Genomic DNA, 15,572 nt, shown 5'->3' with positions numbered 1-15,572 from the left:
GTGACGGGTTCCTCACACTCCGATGAGGTGCAGGGACCCCCAGAGCGCGAGGGTGGAGGCCAGCAGCGTCGCCGGTACGGTCGCGATCCCCAGCCGGGTGAAGTGGCCCAGCTCGGGTGCGTCCCCGTGCGCGTGCAGGATGCGCCGCCACAGGAGCGTGGCCAGCGAGCCGACGTACGTGAGGTTCGGCCCGAGGTTCACCCCGATCAGGGCGGCGAGGAGCGGTCCGGGCCCGGCCGCCGCGACGATCGGCAGCAGGGCGAGGATCGCGGGCAGGTTGTTGATCAGGTTGGCGAGCAGGGCCGCGACCACGGCGACGCCGAGGAGGGCGGGCAGGGTGTCGCCGTCCGGCAGCAGGGCGGCGATCCCGTCGCCGAGGCCGTTGTCGACGACCGCCTTGACGACGACGCCGAGCGCGAGGACGAAGAGGCAGAACAGCGGGTTGGCCGAGCGGACGACGGCGAGCGGTGTGGTCTCCCGCTTGGCGAGCGCCCGTACGGCGAGCACCAAGGCCCCCGCGAGCGCCGCCCACAGCGGCTCGGCCCCCTCGAACGAGGTGACGACGAACCCGGCCAGCGTCAGCGCCAGCACGACGAGCGTGAAGACGGGCACCGGTGTGCGCTCCGCCTCGGGATCCGGCGCGTGCGCCCCGGCGGCCAGGTCGTCCCGGAAGGCCCGGCGGAAGACGGCGTACTCGACGGCGATCGCGGCGAGCCACGGCAGGGCCATCAGCGCGGCGAACCGGGTGAAGGAGAGACCGCTCGCGGTGAATGCCAGGAGGTTGGTGAGGTTGGAGACGGGGAGCAGCAGGGAGGCGGAGTTGGCGAGGTGCGCGCAGGCGTAGACGTACGGGCGGGGCCGCGCGCCGACCCGGGCGGCGGTGGCGAGGACCACCGGGGTGAGCAGGACGACGGTGGCGTCCAGGCTGAGGACGGCGGTGATGAGCGAGGCGACGACGAAGACCCCGCCGAGCAGGGGCCGGGTCTGCCCGCGACAGGCGCGGGCGACGAGATCACCGGCGGCCCGGAACAGCCCCTCGTCCGCGCAGAGCTGGGCCAGCACGAGGATCGCCGCGAGGAAGCCGACGACGGGCAGCAGCTCGCCGACCTGTTCCCGCGCCTCGGGCCAGGACACCGCGCCGAGGGCCACCACGAGGACGGCGGCGGGCACGGCGACGGTCGCCTCCGGCAGGCCCCGGGGGCGCAGGACGGCGAAGGCGAGGACGCCCAGGAGCAGGGCGAAGGAGACGATCTCGGCGGTGACGGTGTTCAGGGGGGTCTCTCAGAGCGGGAGGGGTTCACGGGTGAAGGGGCGGTGCGCCCGCGTTGTGCGGGTGCACCGCCCCTTCAGGGTGATGACGGGGGGATCAGCCCTCGACGCCGAGCTTCTCCAGGATCAGCTCGCGCACGCGCGCCGCGTCCGCCTGGCCGCGGGTGGCCTTCATGACCGCGCCGACGAGCGCGCCCGCCGCCGCGACCTTGCCGCCGCGGATCTTGTCCGCGATGGCCGCGTTGCCCGCGATGGCCTCGTCCACGGCCGTGGACAGCGCGCCCTCGTCCGAGACGACCTTCAGGCCGCGCTTCTCGACGACGGTGTCCGGGTCGCCCTCGCCCGCGAGGACGCCCTCGATGACCTGGCGGGCCAGCTTGTCGTTGAGGTCGCCCGCGGCGACGAGCGCGGCCACCCGGGCGACCTGCACGGGGGTGATCGGCAGCTCGTCCAGACCGCGGCCGGTCTCGTTGGCGTTACGGGCCAGCTCGCCCATCCACCACTTGCGGGCCTGGTCCGCCGGAGCGCCCGCCTCGATCGTGGCGACGATCAGGTCGACCGCGCCCGCGTTGAGGATGGACTGCATGTCGTGCTCGGAGACGCCCCACTCCTCCTTGAGCCGCGCCCGGCGCAGCCGGGGCAGCTCGGGGAGGCCCTTGCGCAGCTCCTCGACCCAGTCGCGCGCGGGCGCGACGGGGACCAGGTCCGGCTCGGGGAAGTAGCGGTAGTCCTCGGCGTTGTCCTTGATGCGGCCGGCCGTGGTGGAGCCGTCCTCCTCGTGGAAGTGCCGGGTCTCCTGCACGATCGTGCCGCCCGAGGACAGCACGGCGGCGTGCCGCTGGATCTCGAAGCGGGCGGCCCGCTCGACCGAACGAAGCGAGTTGACGTTCTTCGTCTCGGAGCGCGTGCCGAACTTCTCGGTGCCGTTGGGGCGCAGCGACAGGTTGACGTCGCAGCGCATCTGGCCCATCTCCATGCGGGCCTCGGAGACCCCGAGGGCCTTGATCAGCTCGCGGAGCTCGGCGACGTACGCCTTGGCGACCTCCGGCGCGCGGGCCCCGGCTCCCTCGATCGGCTTGGTGACGATCTCGATGAGCGGGATACCGGCCCGGTTGTAGTCGAGCAGGGAGTGGGACGCGCCGTGGATCCGGCCGGTGGCGCCGCCGACGTGCGTCGACTTGCCGGTGTCCTCCTCCATGTGGGCGCGCTCGATCTCCACCCGGAAGATCTCGCCGTCCTCCAGCTGGACGTCCAGATAGCCGTTGAAGGCGATCGGCTCGTCGTACTGCGAGGTCTGGAAGTTCTTCGGCATGTCCGGATAGAAGTAGTTCTTCCGGGCGAACCGGCACCAGTCGGCGATCTCGCAGTTGAGGGCGAGACCGATCTTGATGGCCGACTCCACGCCGATCTCGTTGACGACCGGCAGCGCGCCGGGCAGTCCGAGGCAGACCGGGCAGGTCTGGGAGTTGGCGCCCTGCTTCAGCTCCGTGGAGCAGCCGCAGAACATCTTGGTCTTGGTGCCGAGCTCGACATGGACTTCGAGGCCCATGACGGGGTCGTAGGACGCGAGCGCGTCCTCGTACGACACCAGGTCAGTGACAGTCACGGTGAAACTTTCCCTCTCAGCCCAGCAGGACGTCGTCGTCGCCGAGACGCTTCAGTTCGCGATAGAGGATCGCGAGTCCGGTGACGATGGCGGCGGCGGAGACGGCCGCGTCCACGAGTCGCAGTACGTCGTTGTCGTGGCGGGCGAGCTTCGCCTGCTTGACGACACTGATCGCGCCGAACGCGGTCGTGCCGATGGCGATGTACGCGCCCGTCTTGGACTTCTGGAAGTTCTTGGCCTTCTTTGCCATGGCACTCACAGCGACGGAGCCTCCTCAAGCAGCGGGTGCCCCCACTTTTCCACGAAAGCGGCCTCGACGGCGGATCCGACCTTGTACAGCCGGTCGTCCTTCATGGCGGGGGCGATGATCTGCAGTCCGACCGGCAGGCCGTCCTCCGGGGCCAGGCCGCAGGGCAGCGACATGGCGGAGTTGCCGGCCAGGTTGGTGGGGATGGTGCACAGGTCCGCGAGGTACATCGCCATCGGGTCGTCGGCGCGCTCGCCGATCGGGAAGGCGGTGGTCGGGGTCGTCGGGGAGACGATCACGTCGACCTGCTCGAAGGCCTTCTCGAAGTCCTGGGTGATGAGGGTGCGGACCTTCTGGGCCGAGCCGTAGTACGCGTCGTAGTAGCCGGAGCTGAGCGCGTACGTGCCCAGGATGATGCGGCGCTTGACCTCGTCGCCGAAGCCCGCCTCGCGGGTCAGCGCGGTGACCTCCTCGGCCGACTTCGTGCCGTCGTCGCCGACCCGCAGGCCGTAGCGCATGGCGTCGAAGCGGGCCAGGTTGGAGGAGCACTCGGACGGGGCGATCAGGTAGTACGCGGAGAGCGCCAGGTCGAAGGACGGGCAGTCCAGCTCGACGATGTCCGCGCCCAGCGACTTCAGCAGCTCGACCGACTCGTCGAAGCGCTGGAGGACACCGGCCTGGTAGCCCTCGCCGCGGAACTGCTTGACGACGCCGACGCGCATGCCCTGGACGGAGCCGTTGCGCGCGGCCTCGACGACCGGCGGGACCGGGGCGTCGATGGAGGTCGAGTCCAGCGGGTCGTGGCCGGCGATGGCCTCGTGCAGCAGTGCCGCGTCCAGGACCGTACGGGCGCAGGGCCCGCCCTGGTCCAGGGAGGACGAGAAGGCGACCATGCCGTAGCGGGAGACGCCGCCGTAGGTGGGCTTGACGCCGACGGTGCCGGTCACGGAGGCGGGCTGGCGGATCGAGCCGCCCGTGTCCGTGCCGATGGCGAGCGGGGCCTCGTAGGAGGCGAGGGCGGCGGAGGAGCCGCCGCCGGAGCCGCCGGGGATCCGGGTGAGGTCCCAGGGGTTGCCGGTGGGGCCGTAGGCGCTGTTCTCGGTGGAGGACCCCATGGCGAACTCGTCCATGTTGGTCTTGCCGAGGATGACGACGTCGGCGTCGCGCAGCTTCTGCGTGAGCGTGGCGTCGTACGGCGGGACCCAGCCTTCGAGGATCTTGGAACCGACGGTGGTCGGCATGTCCTTCGTGGTGAAGATGTCCTTCAGCGCGAGCGGGACGCCGGCCAGCGGGCCGAGCTTCTCGCCCGCCTCGCGCTTGGCGTCCACGGCACGGGCCTGGGCGAGCGCGCCCTCGCGGTCGATGTGCAGGAAGGCGTGGACCTTCTCGTCGACGGCGTCGATCCGGGCCAGGTGGGCCTCGGTGACCTCGACGGCGGTCAGCTCGCCGGAGGCGATCTTCGCGGCGATCTCGGCCGCGGTGAGCTTGATGATGTCCGTCATGGCGATTAGTCCTCCCCCAGGATCTGCGGCACCTTGAAACGCTGCTGCTCCTGGGCCGGGGCGCCGGAGAGCGCCTGCGCGGGGGTGAGCGACGGACGGACCTCGTCCGCGCGCATGACGTTGGTCAGCGGCAGCGGGTGGGAGGTCGGCGGTACGTCTTGGTCGGCGACCTCGGAGACGCGGGCGACCGCGCCGATGATGTCGTCGAGCTGACCGGCGAAGTGATCGAGCTCTTCGCCCTTCAGCTCCAGACGCGCCAGCCGGGCGAGGTGGGCGACCTCCTCGCGCGTGATGCCAGGCATGCAGCGATCCTCAGGGGTTGGTGTGTGGTTTTGAGCCCAATCCTATGGGGTCTCCCGGGGGCGGGTGCCCCGGCCCGATCGGGCTACGCCTCTGCCTGGTCCACTGCCCGGGATCTTCAGGGGGTGTCGGTCTCCGCCGCGCTGTTCACCGCACCATTGACCGCGCTGTTCACGGCGCCGTTGAGCGACCCGTTCATCGAGCCGGTCGCCGAGGCCGTGGCCGACCCCGCGGCGGCTGCCGCCTGGGCCTTCAGCTCGGCGGGCCTGCGCCAGCCGTGCTCGCCGCGCGCCCGCAGCCAGGCCGTCGTCTCCTGCGGCGGCATCGCGGCCGCCACCAGCCAGCCCTGCACCGCGTCGCACCGCAGATCCCGCAGCCGCTCCCAGGTCGTGTCGTCCTCGACGCCCTCGGCGACGACGACCAGGCCGAGCGAGTGGGCCAGGTCGATGGTGCAGCGGACGATCTCCGCGTCCTCGTGGTCGACCGCCAGCCGGGCCACGAAGGAGCGGTCGATCTTCAGCTCGCTGACCGGGAGCCGGCGCAGGTGGACCAGGGATGAGTAGCCGGTACCGAAGTCGTCCAGCGACATCTTGACGCCGTGCGCGGTGAGCCCGGCCAGGGTGTCGGCGGCGCGCTGCGGGTCCTCCAGCAGCACATGCTCGGTGATCTCCAGTTGGAGCGCTCCCGCGGGCACGCCGTGGCGGGCGAGGCGGGCCGCGACGCCCCCCGCGAAGCCCGGGGTGTGGACGTCGCGCGGGGAGACGTTGACCGCGACGGGCACGCACAGGCCCTGCGCCCGCCAGCGGGCGACCTGCGCGAGCGCCGTCTCCAGGACGTACTCCGTGAGGTGCGGCATCAGCCCGGAGGACTCCGCGATGGCGATGAACTCGTCCGGGGGGACCCGGCCGCGCTCCGGGTGCACCCAGCGCACCAGCGCCTCAAGTCCCGCGACCTGCCCGTCGAAGCGGACCTTGGGCTGGTAGTGCAGCTCGACCTCGCCCGCGTCCAGCGCCCGGCGCAGGTCGCCGAGGAGACCGAGCCGGTCGGGGGTGTTGCTGTCCCGCTTGGACTCGTAGACCTCCACGCCCGTGCGGTCCCGCTTGGCCTGGTACATCGCGACATCCGCCCGGCGCAGCAGGCCCTCGGCGTCCAGGGCGTGGTCGGGGTAGACGGCGACTCCGGCGCTGGCCTCCAGCACGAGGGTGAGCCCGTCGAGGTCGAGCGGCGAGGACAGCTCGGCGACGAGATGGCGGGCGACCTGCTGGGCGCTGGTGGTGGAGTCGGTGTGCGGGAGGAGGACGGCGAACTCGTCGCCGCCGAGGCGGGCCGCCTCCGCACCGCGCGGCAGGGCGAGCCGCAGCCGCTCCGCTATCTGGAGCAGCAGCCGGTCCCCGGCCAGGTGGCCGAGGGTGTCGTTGACCGCGCGGAAGCGGTCCAGGTCGATGAGGACCAGCGCGGAGCGGGTGCCGATGGACTCCGCGTCCTCCAGCGCCGACCAGGTCCGCTCCAGCAGCCACTGGCGGTTGGGCAGCCCGGTCAGCGGGTCGCGCAGCTGCTCCTCGGCGCGGGCGCGGGCGATCCAGAGCGTGGAGTCCAGGGCGATCAGCGGCACCGCGAAGAGCGGCAGCAGTATGGGCATGGACATCGCGACGGCGCAGATCAGCGGGGCGAGCCCGAGGAGCGCGACGGCGACGAGTCCCTGGCGCAGCATCGCGGTACGGGCGATGGTGGGCAGCCCGCCGTTGTGCGGGGCCTGGGCGTACCACAGGAGGACCCGGGTGACGAGCAGATACGTCGACGCGGTCAGGAGCAGTTCCGGGACGGCCGTGATGCCCCAGTCGAGTGGCCGCCAGGGCTCCTCGACGGTGGGGACCACGCCGAACGCGGCCAGGACGAGCGCCGCGGCGCCGATGCCGAGCATGTCGACCCCGCCGTGCAGCAGCCCCTGCCACCAGCGGTGCCGGCGGGCGGTCCCGACGAGCACCACGACGGCGAGGCTGACCAGGACGGCCGGCAGCCAGCCGTACAGCAGGAGCACGGCGAGGGTGAGGGCGGCGCCGGAGCCGGTGCCGCCCCACCACCGGTCGCGGCCGAGGGCCACCAGGTGGCCGACGATGATCCCGGTGAGCACGGCGAGGGACCAGCCCACCACTCCGTCCGGGAAGAGCGCGTGGCCCTGCTGGACCGTCCGGTACGACCCGACCGCCAGCAGTAACGCGGCGATCCCCACGACGGCGGCGCCCACCGGGGGCGTGAGGCCGACGAAACCTTGCAGCCGCGACACCGGGGCGGCGCTCTCGGTCGGTTTCATTCCGTCCCTCTCACAGCCGGCGGTGCCGATGGCCCTCGGTGGCGCCCGCTTCCGTGGCACCACGGCCCGGTCGAGGGCCGTGCACGGCGGGCGCACCTCTCAACAGTAGGCCGCGAAAGGCTTCGAGGGGCAGCGCTCTACAGCTCTTGCCCGAATGCGAACCGACGACCCGTCACCATCTGCTATTGGCCCGAACGGGTGGTACGGCAGGGCCATTCGGGGAGCGGCCGACCCTTCTTCACCCCTCTGCCCCGTTTCTTCCCCCGCGCGGGCCGCGCCACGCCGGGGCATCGTCTCGAAGGCGTCTCGATCCGGGGAACGGGGAGCGAACGGCGGCCCGGCGGGCGGTCACTCCCCGTCCATGCTCCGTCTACGCCCCGCTGTCCTCCGGGGCGGCCTCGGGCGCGGCTTCGGGGACGGACAGGGCTGCTTCCCGGGCGCGTTCGGGTCCGTCCTCGAGCAGGATCGCGAATCCGTCCTCGTCGAGCACGGGCACCTTCAGCTGCATCGCCTTGTCGTACTTGGAGCCGGGGTTGTCGCCGACGACCACGAACGCGGTCTTCTTGGACACCGAGCCGGTGACCTTGGCGCCGAGCGTCTGGAGGGCTTCCTTGGCGCCATCGCGGGTGTGGGTGGCGAGGGTGCCGGTGACGACGACGGTGAGCCCTTCGAGGGGGCGGGGACCCTGGTCCTCGTCGGAGCCCTCGTCGGCCATTCGCACCCCGGCCTCGCGCCACTTGCGCAGGATCTCGCGGTGCCAGTCCTCGGCGAACCACTGCTTGACCGAGGCAGCGATGGTGGGCCCGACGCCGTCGGCGGCGGCCAGCTCCTCCTCGGTCGCCTCGTCGATGCGGTCGACGGAACGGAACTGGCGGGCCAGCTCCTGGGCGGCGACCGGGCCGACATGGCGGATGGAGAGCCCGGTGAGGATCCGGGCGAGGGGCGCCTCCTTGGCGGCGGCGATGCCCTCCAGCATGGCCACCGCGTTCTTCTTCGGCTCGCCCTGCTGGTTGGCGAAGACCGTCGCGATCTTCTCCTCGCCGGTCTTCGGGTCGCGCTTGGGCAGCCCGCTGTCCTGGTCCAGGACGTACGCCCGGATCGGCAGCAACTGCTCGATGGAGAGGGAGAACAGATCGCTCTCGTCCTTGAGGACGGGCTCGGCGGGCTCCAGCGGGCGGGTCAGGGCGGCGGCGGCCACATAGCCGAAGTGGTCGATGTCGAGGCTCTTGCGCCCGGCGAGGTAGAAGACGCGCTCGCGCAACTGGGCCGGGCAGGTGCGGGCGTTGGGGCAGCGGAGGTCGATGTCGCCCTCCTTCATCGGGCGCAGCTCCGTCCCGCACTCGGGGCAGTGGGCCGGCATCTCGAAGGGCTTCTCGGTGCCGTCGCGCAGATCGACGACGGGGCCGAGAATCTCCGGGATGACGTCGCCCGCCTTGCGCAGGACCACGGTGTCCCCGATGAGGACGCCCTTGGCCTTGACCACGTTCTGGTTGTGGAGGGTGGCGAACTCGACCTCGGAACCGGCCACTTCGACCGGCTCGACCTGGGCGTACGGAGTGACACGGCCGGTGCGGCCGACGCCGACGCGGATGTTGACCAGCTTGGTGTTGACCTCTTCGGGGGCGTACTTCCAGGCGATGGCCCAGCGGGGGGCACGCGAGGTGGAGCCCAGGCGGCCCTGGAGCGGGATCTCGTCGAGCTTGACGACGACGCCGTCGATCTCGTGCTCCACGGAGTGCCGGTGCTCGCCGAAGTACGCGATGAACTCCCGTACGCCCGCGAGGGAGTCGACGACCTTGTTGTGCTGGGCGGTGGGCAGACCCCAGGCGTGCAGGAGTTCGTAGGCCTGGGAGAGGCGGTCGATGCTCAGGCCCTCGTGGGCGCCGATGCCGTGCACCACCATGTGCAGCGGGCGGGTGGCGGTGACCTTGGGGTCCTTCTGGCGCAGCGATCCGGCGGCCGCGTTGCGCGGGTTGGCGAAGGGCTTGTCGTCGGCGGCGACCAGACGGGCGTTCAGCTCCTCGAAGCCTTCCATGGGGAAGAAGACCTCGCCGCGGACCTCGACGAGCGCGGGGATGTTCTCGCCCTTCAGGCGGTGCGGGATCTCGGCGATCGTCCGGACGTTGGGGGTGATGTCCTCGCCGGTGCGGCCGTCGCCGCGAGTGGCCGCCCGGGTGAGGCGGCCGTGCTCGTAGGTGAGGTTGACCGCGAGGCCGTCGACCTTCAGCTCGCACAGGAAGTGGTGGTCGGGGGTGCCGGTCTCCTTGGCGACGCGGTCGGCCCAGGCGGCCAGCTCCTCGTCGTCGAAGGCGTTGTCCAGGGAGAGCATCCGCTCGCGGTGCTCGACGGAGGTGAACTCCGTGATGTAGGGCCCGGCGACCTTCTGGGTCGGGGAGTCAGGGGTGCGGAGCGCCGGGTGCTCCTCCTCCAGGGCCTCCAGGGAGCGCAGCAGCCGGTCGAACTCGGCGTCGCTGACGACAGGCTGGTCCTTCACGTAATACCGGAAGCGGTGCTCCTCGATCTGCTCGGCCAGCAGCGCGTGCTCCTCCCGCGCCTCCGCCGGGACCGAACTCTCCTGCTCCACCCGCTGTTCGCCCGCCATCGTCCCGTCCTCCTGTGTACCCGTCGTCCCCGTCACTCAGGGTTGTCCGCGAGCGACCTCGCCGCCCGGGCGCTGTGGGCGAGCGCGGTACGGGCGTACGCGGGCGACGCGCCCGCGAGGCCGCACGACGGGGTGATCGTGACGGACTCGGCGAGAGTCCCCGGATTCAGCCCCAGTCTGCTCCACAGCGTCCTGACTCCCATGACGCTACCGCCCGGGTCTGACAATGCCCCCGTTGCCGCGTCCGTTGAGGGCACCACGCCCAGGAAGAGGTGGGTGCCGCCTTCGACCGCTTCCCCGATCGCCTCCTCCTCACGCTCCGTGAGCAACGAGAAGTCGAACGAGATGCCGTCGGCCCCGGCCCGGCGCAGCAGCGCGAACGGCACCTCGGGCGCGCAGGAGTGGACGAGCGCCGTGCCGTCCTCGCCGGCCGCCGCGAGGACGTCGCGCAGGGCGCTCTCGACGACCTGGCGGTCGACGGCGCGGTAGGTGCGGTAGCCGCTGGCGGAGCGGACCCGGCCCAGCAGGACGGCGGTCAGGGAGGGTTCGTCGAGCTGGAGGACGACGTTGGCCCCGGGCATCCGGCGGCGGACCTCCGCGAGGTGGGCGCGGAGCCCCTCGGCCAGGGATCCGGCCAGGTCGCGGCAGGCGCCCGCGTCGGCCAGCATGGCTTCGCCGCCGCGCAGTTCGAGGGCGGCGGCGAGCGTCCAGGGCCCGACGGCCTGGACCTTGAGCAGCCCCTCGTACCCCTGGGTGAACTCCTCCAGGGCGTCCAGGTCCTCCCCCAGCCAGGAGCGGGCCCTGCGGGTGTCGCGGCCCGGCCGGTCGCTGATCCGCCAGCCGCTCGGCTCCACGTGCCCGTACATCTCGACGAGCAGGCCGACGCTCCGGCCGATCATGTCGGCGCCCGGCCCGCGCGCGGGCAGTTCGGCCAGGTACGGCATGCCCTGGCCGTCGGCGAAGGAGCCGGTGACGGTCTTCGCCGCCTCCCTCGCGTCTCCCCCGGGCATCGACCCGATGCCGGTCGCCGGACACCCGCTGAACTTGCTCTTCTCGCTCACCCGGGAAGCCTACGGTCCCCCGTGCGCCGGTAGCGCGCTGGGCCGCTCAGCGGCCGGGGCGAACCGTGAGGTCGTTGACCTCGGCGTCGCGCGGCAGGTCGATCGCCATGAGGATCGTGGTGGCCACCGACTCCGGGTCGATCCAGCGCTCCGCGTCGTACTCCTTGCCCTCCTGCTGGTGCACCTTGGCCTGCATGGGGCTGGCGGTGCGGCCCGGGTAGACGGAGGTGACGCGGACCCCGTTGCCGTGTTCCTCGTGGCGCAGCGAGTCGGCGAGCGCCTTGAGGCCGTGCTTGCTCGCGGCGTACGCGCTCCACCCGGCGTGGGCGTTGAGTCCGGCGCCGGAGTTCACGAAGAGGACATGTCCCTGGGCGACGCGGAGCTGCGGCAGGAGGAGGCGGGTGATCTCGGCGGGGGCGATCAGGTTGGCGTTGAGCTGGAAGTGCCAGGCCTTGGGGGTGAGCTCCCCGACCTCGCCGAGCTCGACGACGCCCGCGATGTGCAGCAGGGTGTCGATCCGCTCGGGCATGGACTGCTGGCCGAACGCCCAGGACAGCCGGTCGGGGTTGCCGAGGTCGCCGACGAGGGTGCGCGCGCCAGGGTAGCGCTCGGCGAACTCCTTGGCGCGCCCGGCGTCGCGGGCGAGCAGGACGAGGTCGTCGCCGCGCTCCTGGAGACGGCGGGCGACGGCGGCGCCGATGCCGGAACCGGCGCCGGTGATGAGGTGGGTAGCCATGGGCCGATCCTAGATCCGCGTCTCTTACCGGCGTCCGGCGGTCTCCGCCGGGTGGGCGAGCGCCGGTCCCGGGTCCGGGCCGCTCACTGGAGTCCGGCGCTCTCCTCCAGGTAGGCGAGCGCGCCGACGCCGTCCTTGGCGAAGAAGACGAGGTCGGTCAGGGGCAGCGGCAGGAAGCCCTCGTCCTCCATGCGCTGGAACTGCTGGCGCAGCCCGTCGTAGAAGCCCGCCGTGTTGAGCAGGACGACGGGCTTGGTGTGCTTGCCGTGCTTCTTCAGCTCCAGGATCTCGGTGGCCTCGTCGAGCGTCCCGGTCCCGCCGACCATGATCACCACGGCGTCGGCCTTCTCCAGGAGGAGCGCCTTGCGCTCGGCGAGGTCGCGGGCGATGACCATCTCGTCGGCGCTCGGGCGGGCGCTCGCGGCGAGGAATTCGACCGACACCCCGACAAGCCGGCCCCCCGCCGTCTGCACACCGTCCGCGACGACCTTCATCAGCCCCTTGTCCGATCCGCCCCAGACGAGGGTGTGCCCGCCCCGGCCGAGCAGCTCGGCGAACTCGCGGGCGGGCACGGTGTAACGGTCGTCGAGGTCGGCGGCGGAGAGGAAGACGCAGATGTTCATGGAGCCACCGTACGACCCGCCTCGGACACCCCCCGCCCGGGGGAAGTTCCTGGCGAAGTTCGGCGTACGGGGAAGAAGCCAGCCCCGTACGCCGCTGAAACAGGCATGACTGCCACCCGAGGACACCGCATCACCGTCGAGCAGGGCACCGAGCATGTGCGGGCCGTGCACGACGGACAGGTGCTGGCCGAGAGCCGCCGCCCGCTCGTGCTCCGCGAGACCGGCTGTCCGGTCCGTTACTACCTGCCGCCCGAGGACGTCCGCACCGAACTGCTCGCCCCGTCGGACACCTCCACCCACTGCCCGTTCAAGGGGGATGCCTCCTACTGGTCGCGGCCCGGGGCCGCCGATCTGGTCTGGGCCTACCCGGACCCGAAGCCCGAAGTCGCCGCGATCAAGGACCACTTCTGCTTCTACGCCACGGAGACGGTGGCGGACTGACCCTCGATCCGCTCGCCCGGGGAAGTTTTTTCCGGGCGAGCGATGAGTTTCCCGGCCCACCCCGGTCTCCTCTCCCATGGACAGGATTCTCTCCGCCGACGGCACGCCGATCGCCTACCGCCGCCAGGGCGAGGGGCCGCCGCTGGTGCTGGTCGGCGGGGCGCTGAGCGTGGCGGCGACCGACGCGGCGCTGGCCGCGCTGCTCGCGCCGCGCTTCACGGTGATCACCTACGATCGGCGGGGCCGGGGCGCCAGCGGTGACACCGGGCGCTGTGCCGTGGCGCGGGAGGTCGAGGACCTGGCCGCCGTCGTCGGCGCGGCCGGGGCGGGCACGTCGGTCTTCGGGATGTCCTCCGGCGGGGCGCTGGCCCTGGAGGCGGCCGCCGCCGGGCTCCCGGTGGAGCTGCTCGCCGTGTACGAGCCGCCCTACACCCCGGGGGCGTCCGGGCTGCGGTTCAAGGCCCGCTGCACGGCACGGCTGCAACGGCTGCTGGCGGCCGGGGACCGGGGCGGGGCGGTGGAGCTGTTCCTGTCGATGACGGGGGTAGCCGAGGAGACGGCCGCCCGGATGCGGCGGTCCCCGGTGTGGCCGGAGCTGGAGGCGAGGGCGCACACGCTGGCGTACGACGACGCGCTGCTGGGCGACGGGGCGATCCCCGCCGCCCGGTTCTCGGCCGTCGCCGCCCGGACCCTGGTGATCTGCGGCGGCTTCAGCAGCGCCCCGGCACGGGCGGCGACCCGGACGCTGGCCGAGGCCCTGCCGCGCGGCCGGCACCGCACCCTGACGGGCCAGATGCGCGAGGTGGCGCCCCAGGTGCTGGCGCCGGTCCTGACGGAGTTCTTCGCGAGGGACGTGTACGCGTACGGGCGGGCTTCCTAGCCGGTACGCGGGCGGGGCCCAGTCGGCCCCTGGGCCCGCGTCGCCCGGTCTCAGCCGCCCGCCGCCACTCGTTCGCGGCGGACCGTCGTCGCGATGGTGGCCGAGCCGACCACGCGCGTGCCGTCGTAGAGGACGACCGCCTGGCCGGGGGCGACGCCCCGGACCGGCTCGGTGAAGGTGACGTTCAGCTCGGAGCCGTCGACCAGTTCGGCGGTGACCTCGGTCTCGCCGCCGTGGGCGCGGAGCTGGGCGGTGTACGTGCCCGGGCCGGACGGGGGCGTTCCGCACCAGCGGGGCTTGATCGCGGTCAGGGCGGTGACGTCCAGGGCCTCGACGGGGCCGACGGTGACGGTGTTGTTCACCGGGGAGATGTCGAGGACGTAGCGCGGCTTGCCGTCGGGGGCCGGGTGGCCGATCTTCAGGCCCTTGCGCTGGCCGATGGTGAAGCCGAACGCGCCCTCGTGGGTGCCCAGCTTCGTACCGGACTCGTCGAGGATGTCGCCCTCGGCCGGGCCGCCGAGGCGGTTCGCGAGGAAGCCCTGGGTGTCGCCGTCGGCGATGAAGCAGATGTCGTGGCTGTCGGGCTTCTTGGCGACGGCCAGGCCCCGGCGCTCGGCCTCGGCGCGGATCTCGTCCTTGGTGGTGAGGGTGTCGCCGAGCGGGAACATGGCGTGGGCGAGCTGCTTCTCGTCCAGGACGCCGAGCACATAGCTCTGGTCCTTGGCCATGTCGGACGCCCGGTGCAGCTCGCGGCTGCCGTCCTCGGTGAGCACGACCGTGGCGTAGTGGCCGGTGCAGACGGCGTCGAAGCCGAGGGCAAGCGCCTTGTCGAGCAGCGCGGCGAACTTGATCTTCTCGTTGCAGCGCAGGCAGGGGTTGGGCGTGCGCCCGGCCTCGTACTCCGCGACGAAGTCCTCCACGACGTCCTCGCGGAAGCGCTCCGCCAGGTCCCAGACGTAGAACGGGATACCGATGACGTCGGCCGCGCGGCGGGCGTCCCGGGAGTCCTCGATGGTGCAACAGCCGCGCGCCCCGGTCCGGAAGGACTGGGGGTTCGCGGACAGGGCGAGGTGGACACCGGTCACGTCGTGGCCCGCCTCGGCGGCGCGGGCGGCGGCGACGGCGGAGTCCACGCCGCCCGACATCGCGGCGAGGACACGCAGGGGGCGCTGGGAAGTCTGAGTCATAGCCCCTCCAGGGTACGGGTCGCCGGGAACCGAACGCTCGCGGATAAGCGTTGACGATCACATGGGGAACAACGGGAGCACCCGGGCCGCGCGAAAGCCCTCGGGAAAGCCTTCGCGGAAGAAGCCGGCGGACGGCGTCAGCCGCCGCGCACTGCTGATCGGCGGAGGCGTGGTGGCGGCCGCCGGCACCGCCGCCGTGCTCGCGCGCGACCAGGTGAAGCGCCTGTGGTGGCAGGTCCCCGGCGTCGAGAAGCCGCGGAAGCCGGGTGAGCTGGACTACGCGGGGGCGACCTGGGTGGCCGCGTCGGAGGCGAACTGGCGGCGCGCGGACCGGCCCGACGACTTCCCCATCGACCGGGTGATCATCCATGTCACCCAGGGCAGCTTCGCCAGCGCGGTGAAGGTGTTCCAGGACCCCGCCCACCAGGCCGCGACGCACTACATCGTGGGGCAGGACGGGCGGGTGGTGCAGATGATCCGCGAGCTGGACGTGGCGTACCAGGCGGGCAACCGGTCGTTCAACGAGCGGGCGGTCGGCATCGAGCACGAGGGGTTCGTGGACCGGCCGAAGGACCTCACGAAGGCGATGTACGCGTCGTCGGCGCGGCTCACGGCGTCGATCTGCGCGCGGCACGGCATACCCATCGACCGGGAGCACATCATCGGGCATGTGGAGGTGCCGGGCACCGACCACACCGATCCGGGGCCGCACTGGGACTGGGAGCGGTACCTGGAGCTGGTGCGGCGGGCCGCGACGGCGCCGCCGAGCCCCACGCCCTCGCCGTCGGCGAAGGCGTAGCGGAGCCG

General features: G+C 72.3%; 14 protein-coding genes. 3 read left to right on the top strand and 11 right to left on the bottom strand.

All coding sequences use genetic code 11. The annotated features are described in order from the left end of the window. Window positions 1-12 precede the first annotated feature (12 nt). From IE134_RS15480 to IE134_RS15435, 10 genes are all read right to left on the bottom strand, one after another. On the bottom strand, window positions 13-1,251 hold the full coding sequence (locus IE134_RS15480; RefSeq protein WP_373296731.1) for an arsenic transporter: 1,239 nt from the start codon (window positions 1,249-1,251) through the stop codon (window positions 13-15). A gap of 115 nt (window positions 1,252-1,366) precedes the next feature. Further along, window positions 1,367-2,875 (bottom strand): Asp-tRNA(Asn)/Glu-tRNA(Gln) amidotransferase subunit GatB, encoded by a 1,509-nt coding sequence (gene gatB, locus IE134_RS15475; protein WP_030714889.1) that lies wholly within the window; start codon window positions 2,873-2,875, stop codon window positions 1,367-1,369. Window positions 2,876-2,891: 16 nt separating this feature from the next. Next, on the bottom strand, window positions 2,892-3,125 hold the full coding sequence (locus IE134_RS15470) for a hypothetical protein (RefSeq protein WP_010059966.1): 234 nt from the start codon (window positions 3,123-3,125) through the stop codon (window positions 2,892-2,894). A 5-nt stretch (window positions 3,126-3,130) separates the two neighbouring features. Continuing rightward, window positions 3,131-4,624 carry an Asp-tRNA(Asn)/Glu-tRNA(Gln) amidotransferase subunit GatA gene (gene gatA / locus IE134_RS15465; RefSeq protein WP_030714891.1) on the bottom strand — a complete coding sequence of 498 codons (1,494 nt, stop codon included), beginning with the start codon at window positions 4,622-4,624 and terminating at the stop codon, window positions 3,131-3,133. Window positions 4,625-4,629: 5 nt separating this feature from the next. Continuing rightward, entirely contained in the window at window positions 4,630-4,926 is a 297-nt protein-coding gene (gene gatC, locus IE134_RS15460; protein ID WP_003966094.1) for an Asp-tRNA(Asn)/Glu-tRNA(Gln) amidotransferase subunit GatC, read from the bottom strand. A gap of 116 nt (window positions 4,927-5,042) precedes the next feature. Next, window positions 5,043-7,235: a putative bifunctional diguanylate cyclase/phosphodiesterase gene (locus IE134_RS15455; RefSeq protein WP_030714894.1), complete on the bottom strand. Its 2,193-nt coding sequence runs from the start codon at window positions 7,233-7,235 to the stop codon at window positions 5,043-5,045. 370 nt (window positions 7,236-7,605) lie between these two features. Continuing rightward, window positions 7,606-9,837: an NAD-dependent DNA ligase LigA gene (ligA, locus tag IE134_RS15450; protein ID WP_030714897.1), complete on the bottom strand. Its 2,232-nt coding sequence runs from the start codon at window positions 9,835-9,837 to the stop codon at window positions 7,606-7,608. Window positions 9,838-9,869: 32 nt separating this feature from the next. Next, window positions 9,870-10,898, bottom strand: a complete 1,029-nt coding sequence (locus IE134_RS15445; RefSeq protein ID WP_030714900.1) for a methionine synthase — start codon at window positions 10,896-10,898, stop codon at window positions 9,870-9,872. Between the two features lie 46 nt (window positions 10,899-10,944). Continuing rightward, complete coding sequence (locus IE134_RS15440; RefSeq protein WP_030714904.1) at window positions 10,945-11,634, bottom strand: SDR family oxidoreductase; 690 nt, start codon at window positions 11,632-11,634, stop codon at window positions 10,945-10,947. An 83-nt stretch (window positions 11,635-11,717) separates the two neighbouring features. After that, window positions 11,718-12,257: an LOG family protein gene (locus IE134_RS15435; protein WP_030714906.1), complete on the bottom strand. Its 540-nt coding sequence runs from the start codon at window positions 12,255-12,257 to the stop codon at window positions 11,718-11,720. A gap of 105 nt (window positions 12,258-12,362) precedes the next feature. Between IE134_RS15435 and IE134_RS15430 the strand changes: the two genes are divergently transcribed. Both IE134_RS15430 and IE134_RS15425 read left to right on the top strand, forming a co-directional pair. After that, window positions 12,363-12,698 carry a DUF427 domain-containing protein gene (locus tag IE134_RS15430; RefSeq protein WP_030714909.1) on the top strand — a complete coding sequence of 112 codons (336 nt, stop codon included), beginning with the start codon at window positions 12,363-12,365 and terminating at the stop codon, window positions 12,696-12,698. Window positions 12,699-12,774: 76 nt separating this feature from the next. Then, complete coding sequence (locus tag IE134_RS15425) at window positions 12,775-13,578, top strand: alpha/beta fold hydrolase (RefSeq protein WP_030714913.1); 804 nt, start codon at window positions 12,775-12,777, stop codon at window positions 13,576-13,578. Window positions 13,579-13,628: 50 nt separating this feature from the next. On the opposite strand, the gene mnmA is transcribed toward IE134_RS15425, so the two are convergent. Beyond that, window positions 13,629-14,765 carry a tRNA 2-thiouridine(34) synthase MnmA gene (mnmA, locus tag IE134_RS15420; RefSeq protein ID WP_030714916.1) on the bottom strand — a complete coding sequence of 379 codons (1,137 nt, stop codon included), beginning with the start codon at window positions 14,763-14,765 and terminating at the stop codon, window positions 13,629-13,631. Window positions 14,766-14,826: 61 nt separating this feature from the next. Between mnmA and IE134_RS15415 the strand changes: the two genes are divergently transcribed. After that, the gene (locus tag IE134_RS15415) at window positions 14,827-15,564 is read left to right on the top strand and encodes an N-acetylmuramoyl-L-alanine amidase (RefSeq protein ID WP_030714919.1); all 738 of its coding nucleotides are present in this window, start codon (window positions 14,827-14,829) and stop codon (window positions 15,562-15,564) included. Window positions 15,565-15,572: the final 8 nt, after the last annotated feature.

It is taken from the genome of Streptomyces rubiginosohelvolus (assembly GCF_014649875.1).
Classification (GTDB): Bacteria; Actinomycetota; Actinomycetes; order Streptomycetales; family Streptomycetaceae; genus Streptomyces; species Streptomyces rubiginosohelvolus.
Note: the sequence above shows the minus strand (reverse complement) of the source record. Positions and strands in the feature narration are given on the sequence as shown.

What these genes read in the sequence shown, in the direction of transcription:
- IE134_RS15470 (WP_010059966.1), bottom strand. Translation starts at nt 3,125, where the DNA reads ATGGCAAAGAAGGCCAAGAACTTCCAGAAGTCCAAGACGGGCGCGTAC.
- gatA (WP_030714891.1), bottom strand. Translation starts at nt 4,624, where the DNA reads ATGACGGACATCATCAAGCTCACCGCGGCCGAGATCGCCGCGAAGATC.
- gatC (WP_003966094.1), bottom strand. Translation starts at nt 4,926, where the DNA reads ATGCCTGGCATCACGCGCGAGGAGGTCGCCCACCTCGCCCGGCTGGCG.
- IE134_RS15455 (WP_030714894.1), bottom strand. Translation starts at nt 7,235, where the DNA reads ATGAAACCGACCGAGAGCGCCGCCCCGGTGTCGCGGCTGCAAGGTTTC.
- ligA (WP_030714897.1), bottom strand. Translation starts at nt 9,837, where the DNA reads ATGGCGGGCGAACAGCGGGTGGAGCAGGAGAGTTCGGTCCCGGCGGAG.
- IE134_RS15440 (WP_030714904.1), bottom strand. Translation starts at nt 11,634, where the DNA reads ATGGCTACCCACCTCATCACCGGCGCCGGTTCCGGCATCGGCGCCGCC.
- IE134_RS15435 (WP_030714906.1), bottom strand. Translation starts at nt 12,257, where the DNA reads ATGAACATCTGCGTCTTCCTCTCCGCCGCCGACCTCGACGACCGTTAC.
- IE134_RS15430 (WP_030714909.1), top strand. Translation starts at nt 12,363, where the DNA reads ATGACTGCCACCCGAGGACACCGCATCACCGTCGAGCAGGGCACCGAG.
- IE134_RS15425 (WP_030714913.1), top strand. Translation starts at nt 12,775, where the DNA reads ATGGACAGGATTCTCTCCGCCGACGGCACGCCGATCGCCTACCGCCGC.
- mnmA (WP_030714916.1), bottom strand. Translation starts at nt 14,765, where the DNA reads ATGACTCAGACTTCCCAGCGCCCCCTGCGTGTCCTCGCCGCGATGTCG.
- IE134_RS15415 (WP_030714919.1), top strand. Translation starts at nt 14,827, where the DNA reads ATGGGGAACAACGGGAGCACCCGGGCCGCGCGAAAGCCCTCGGGAAAG.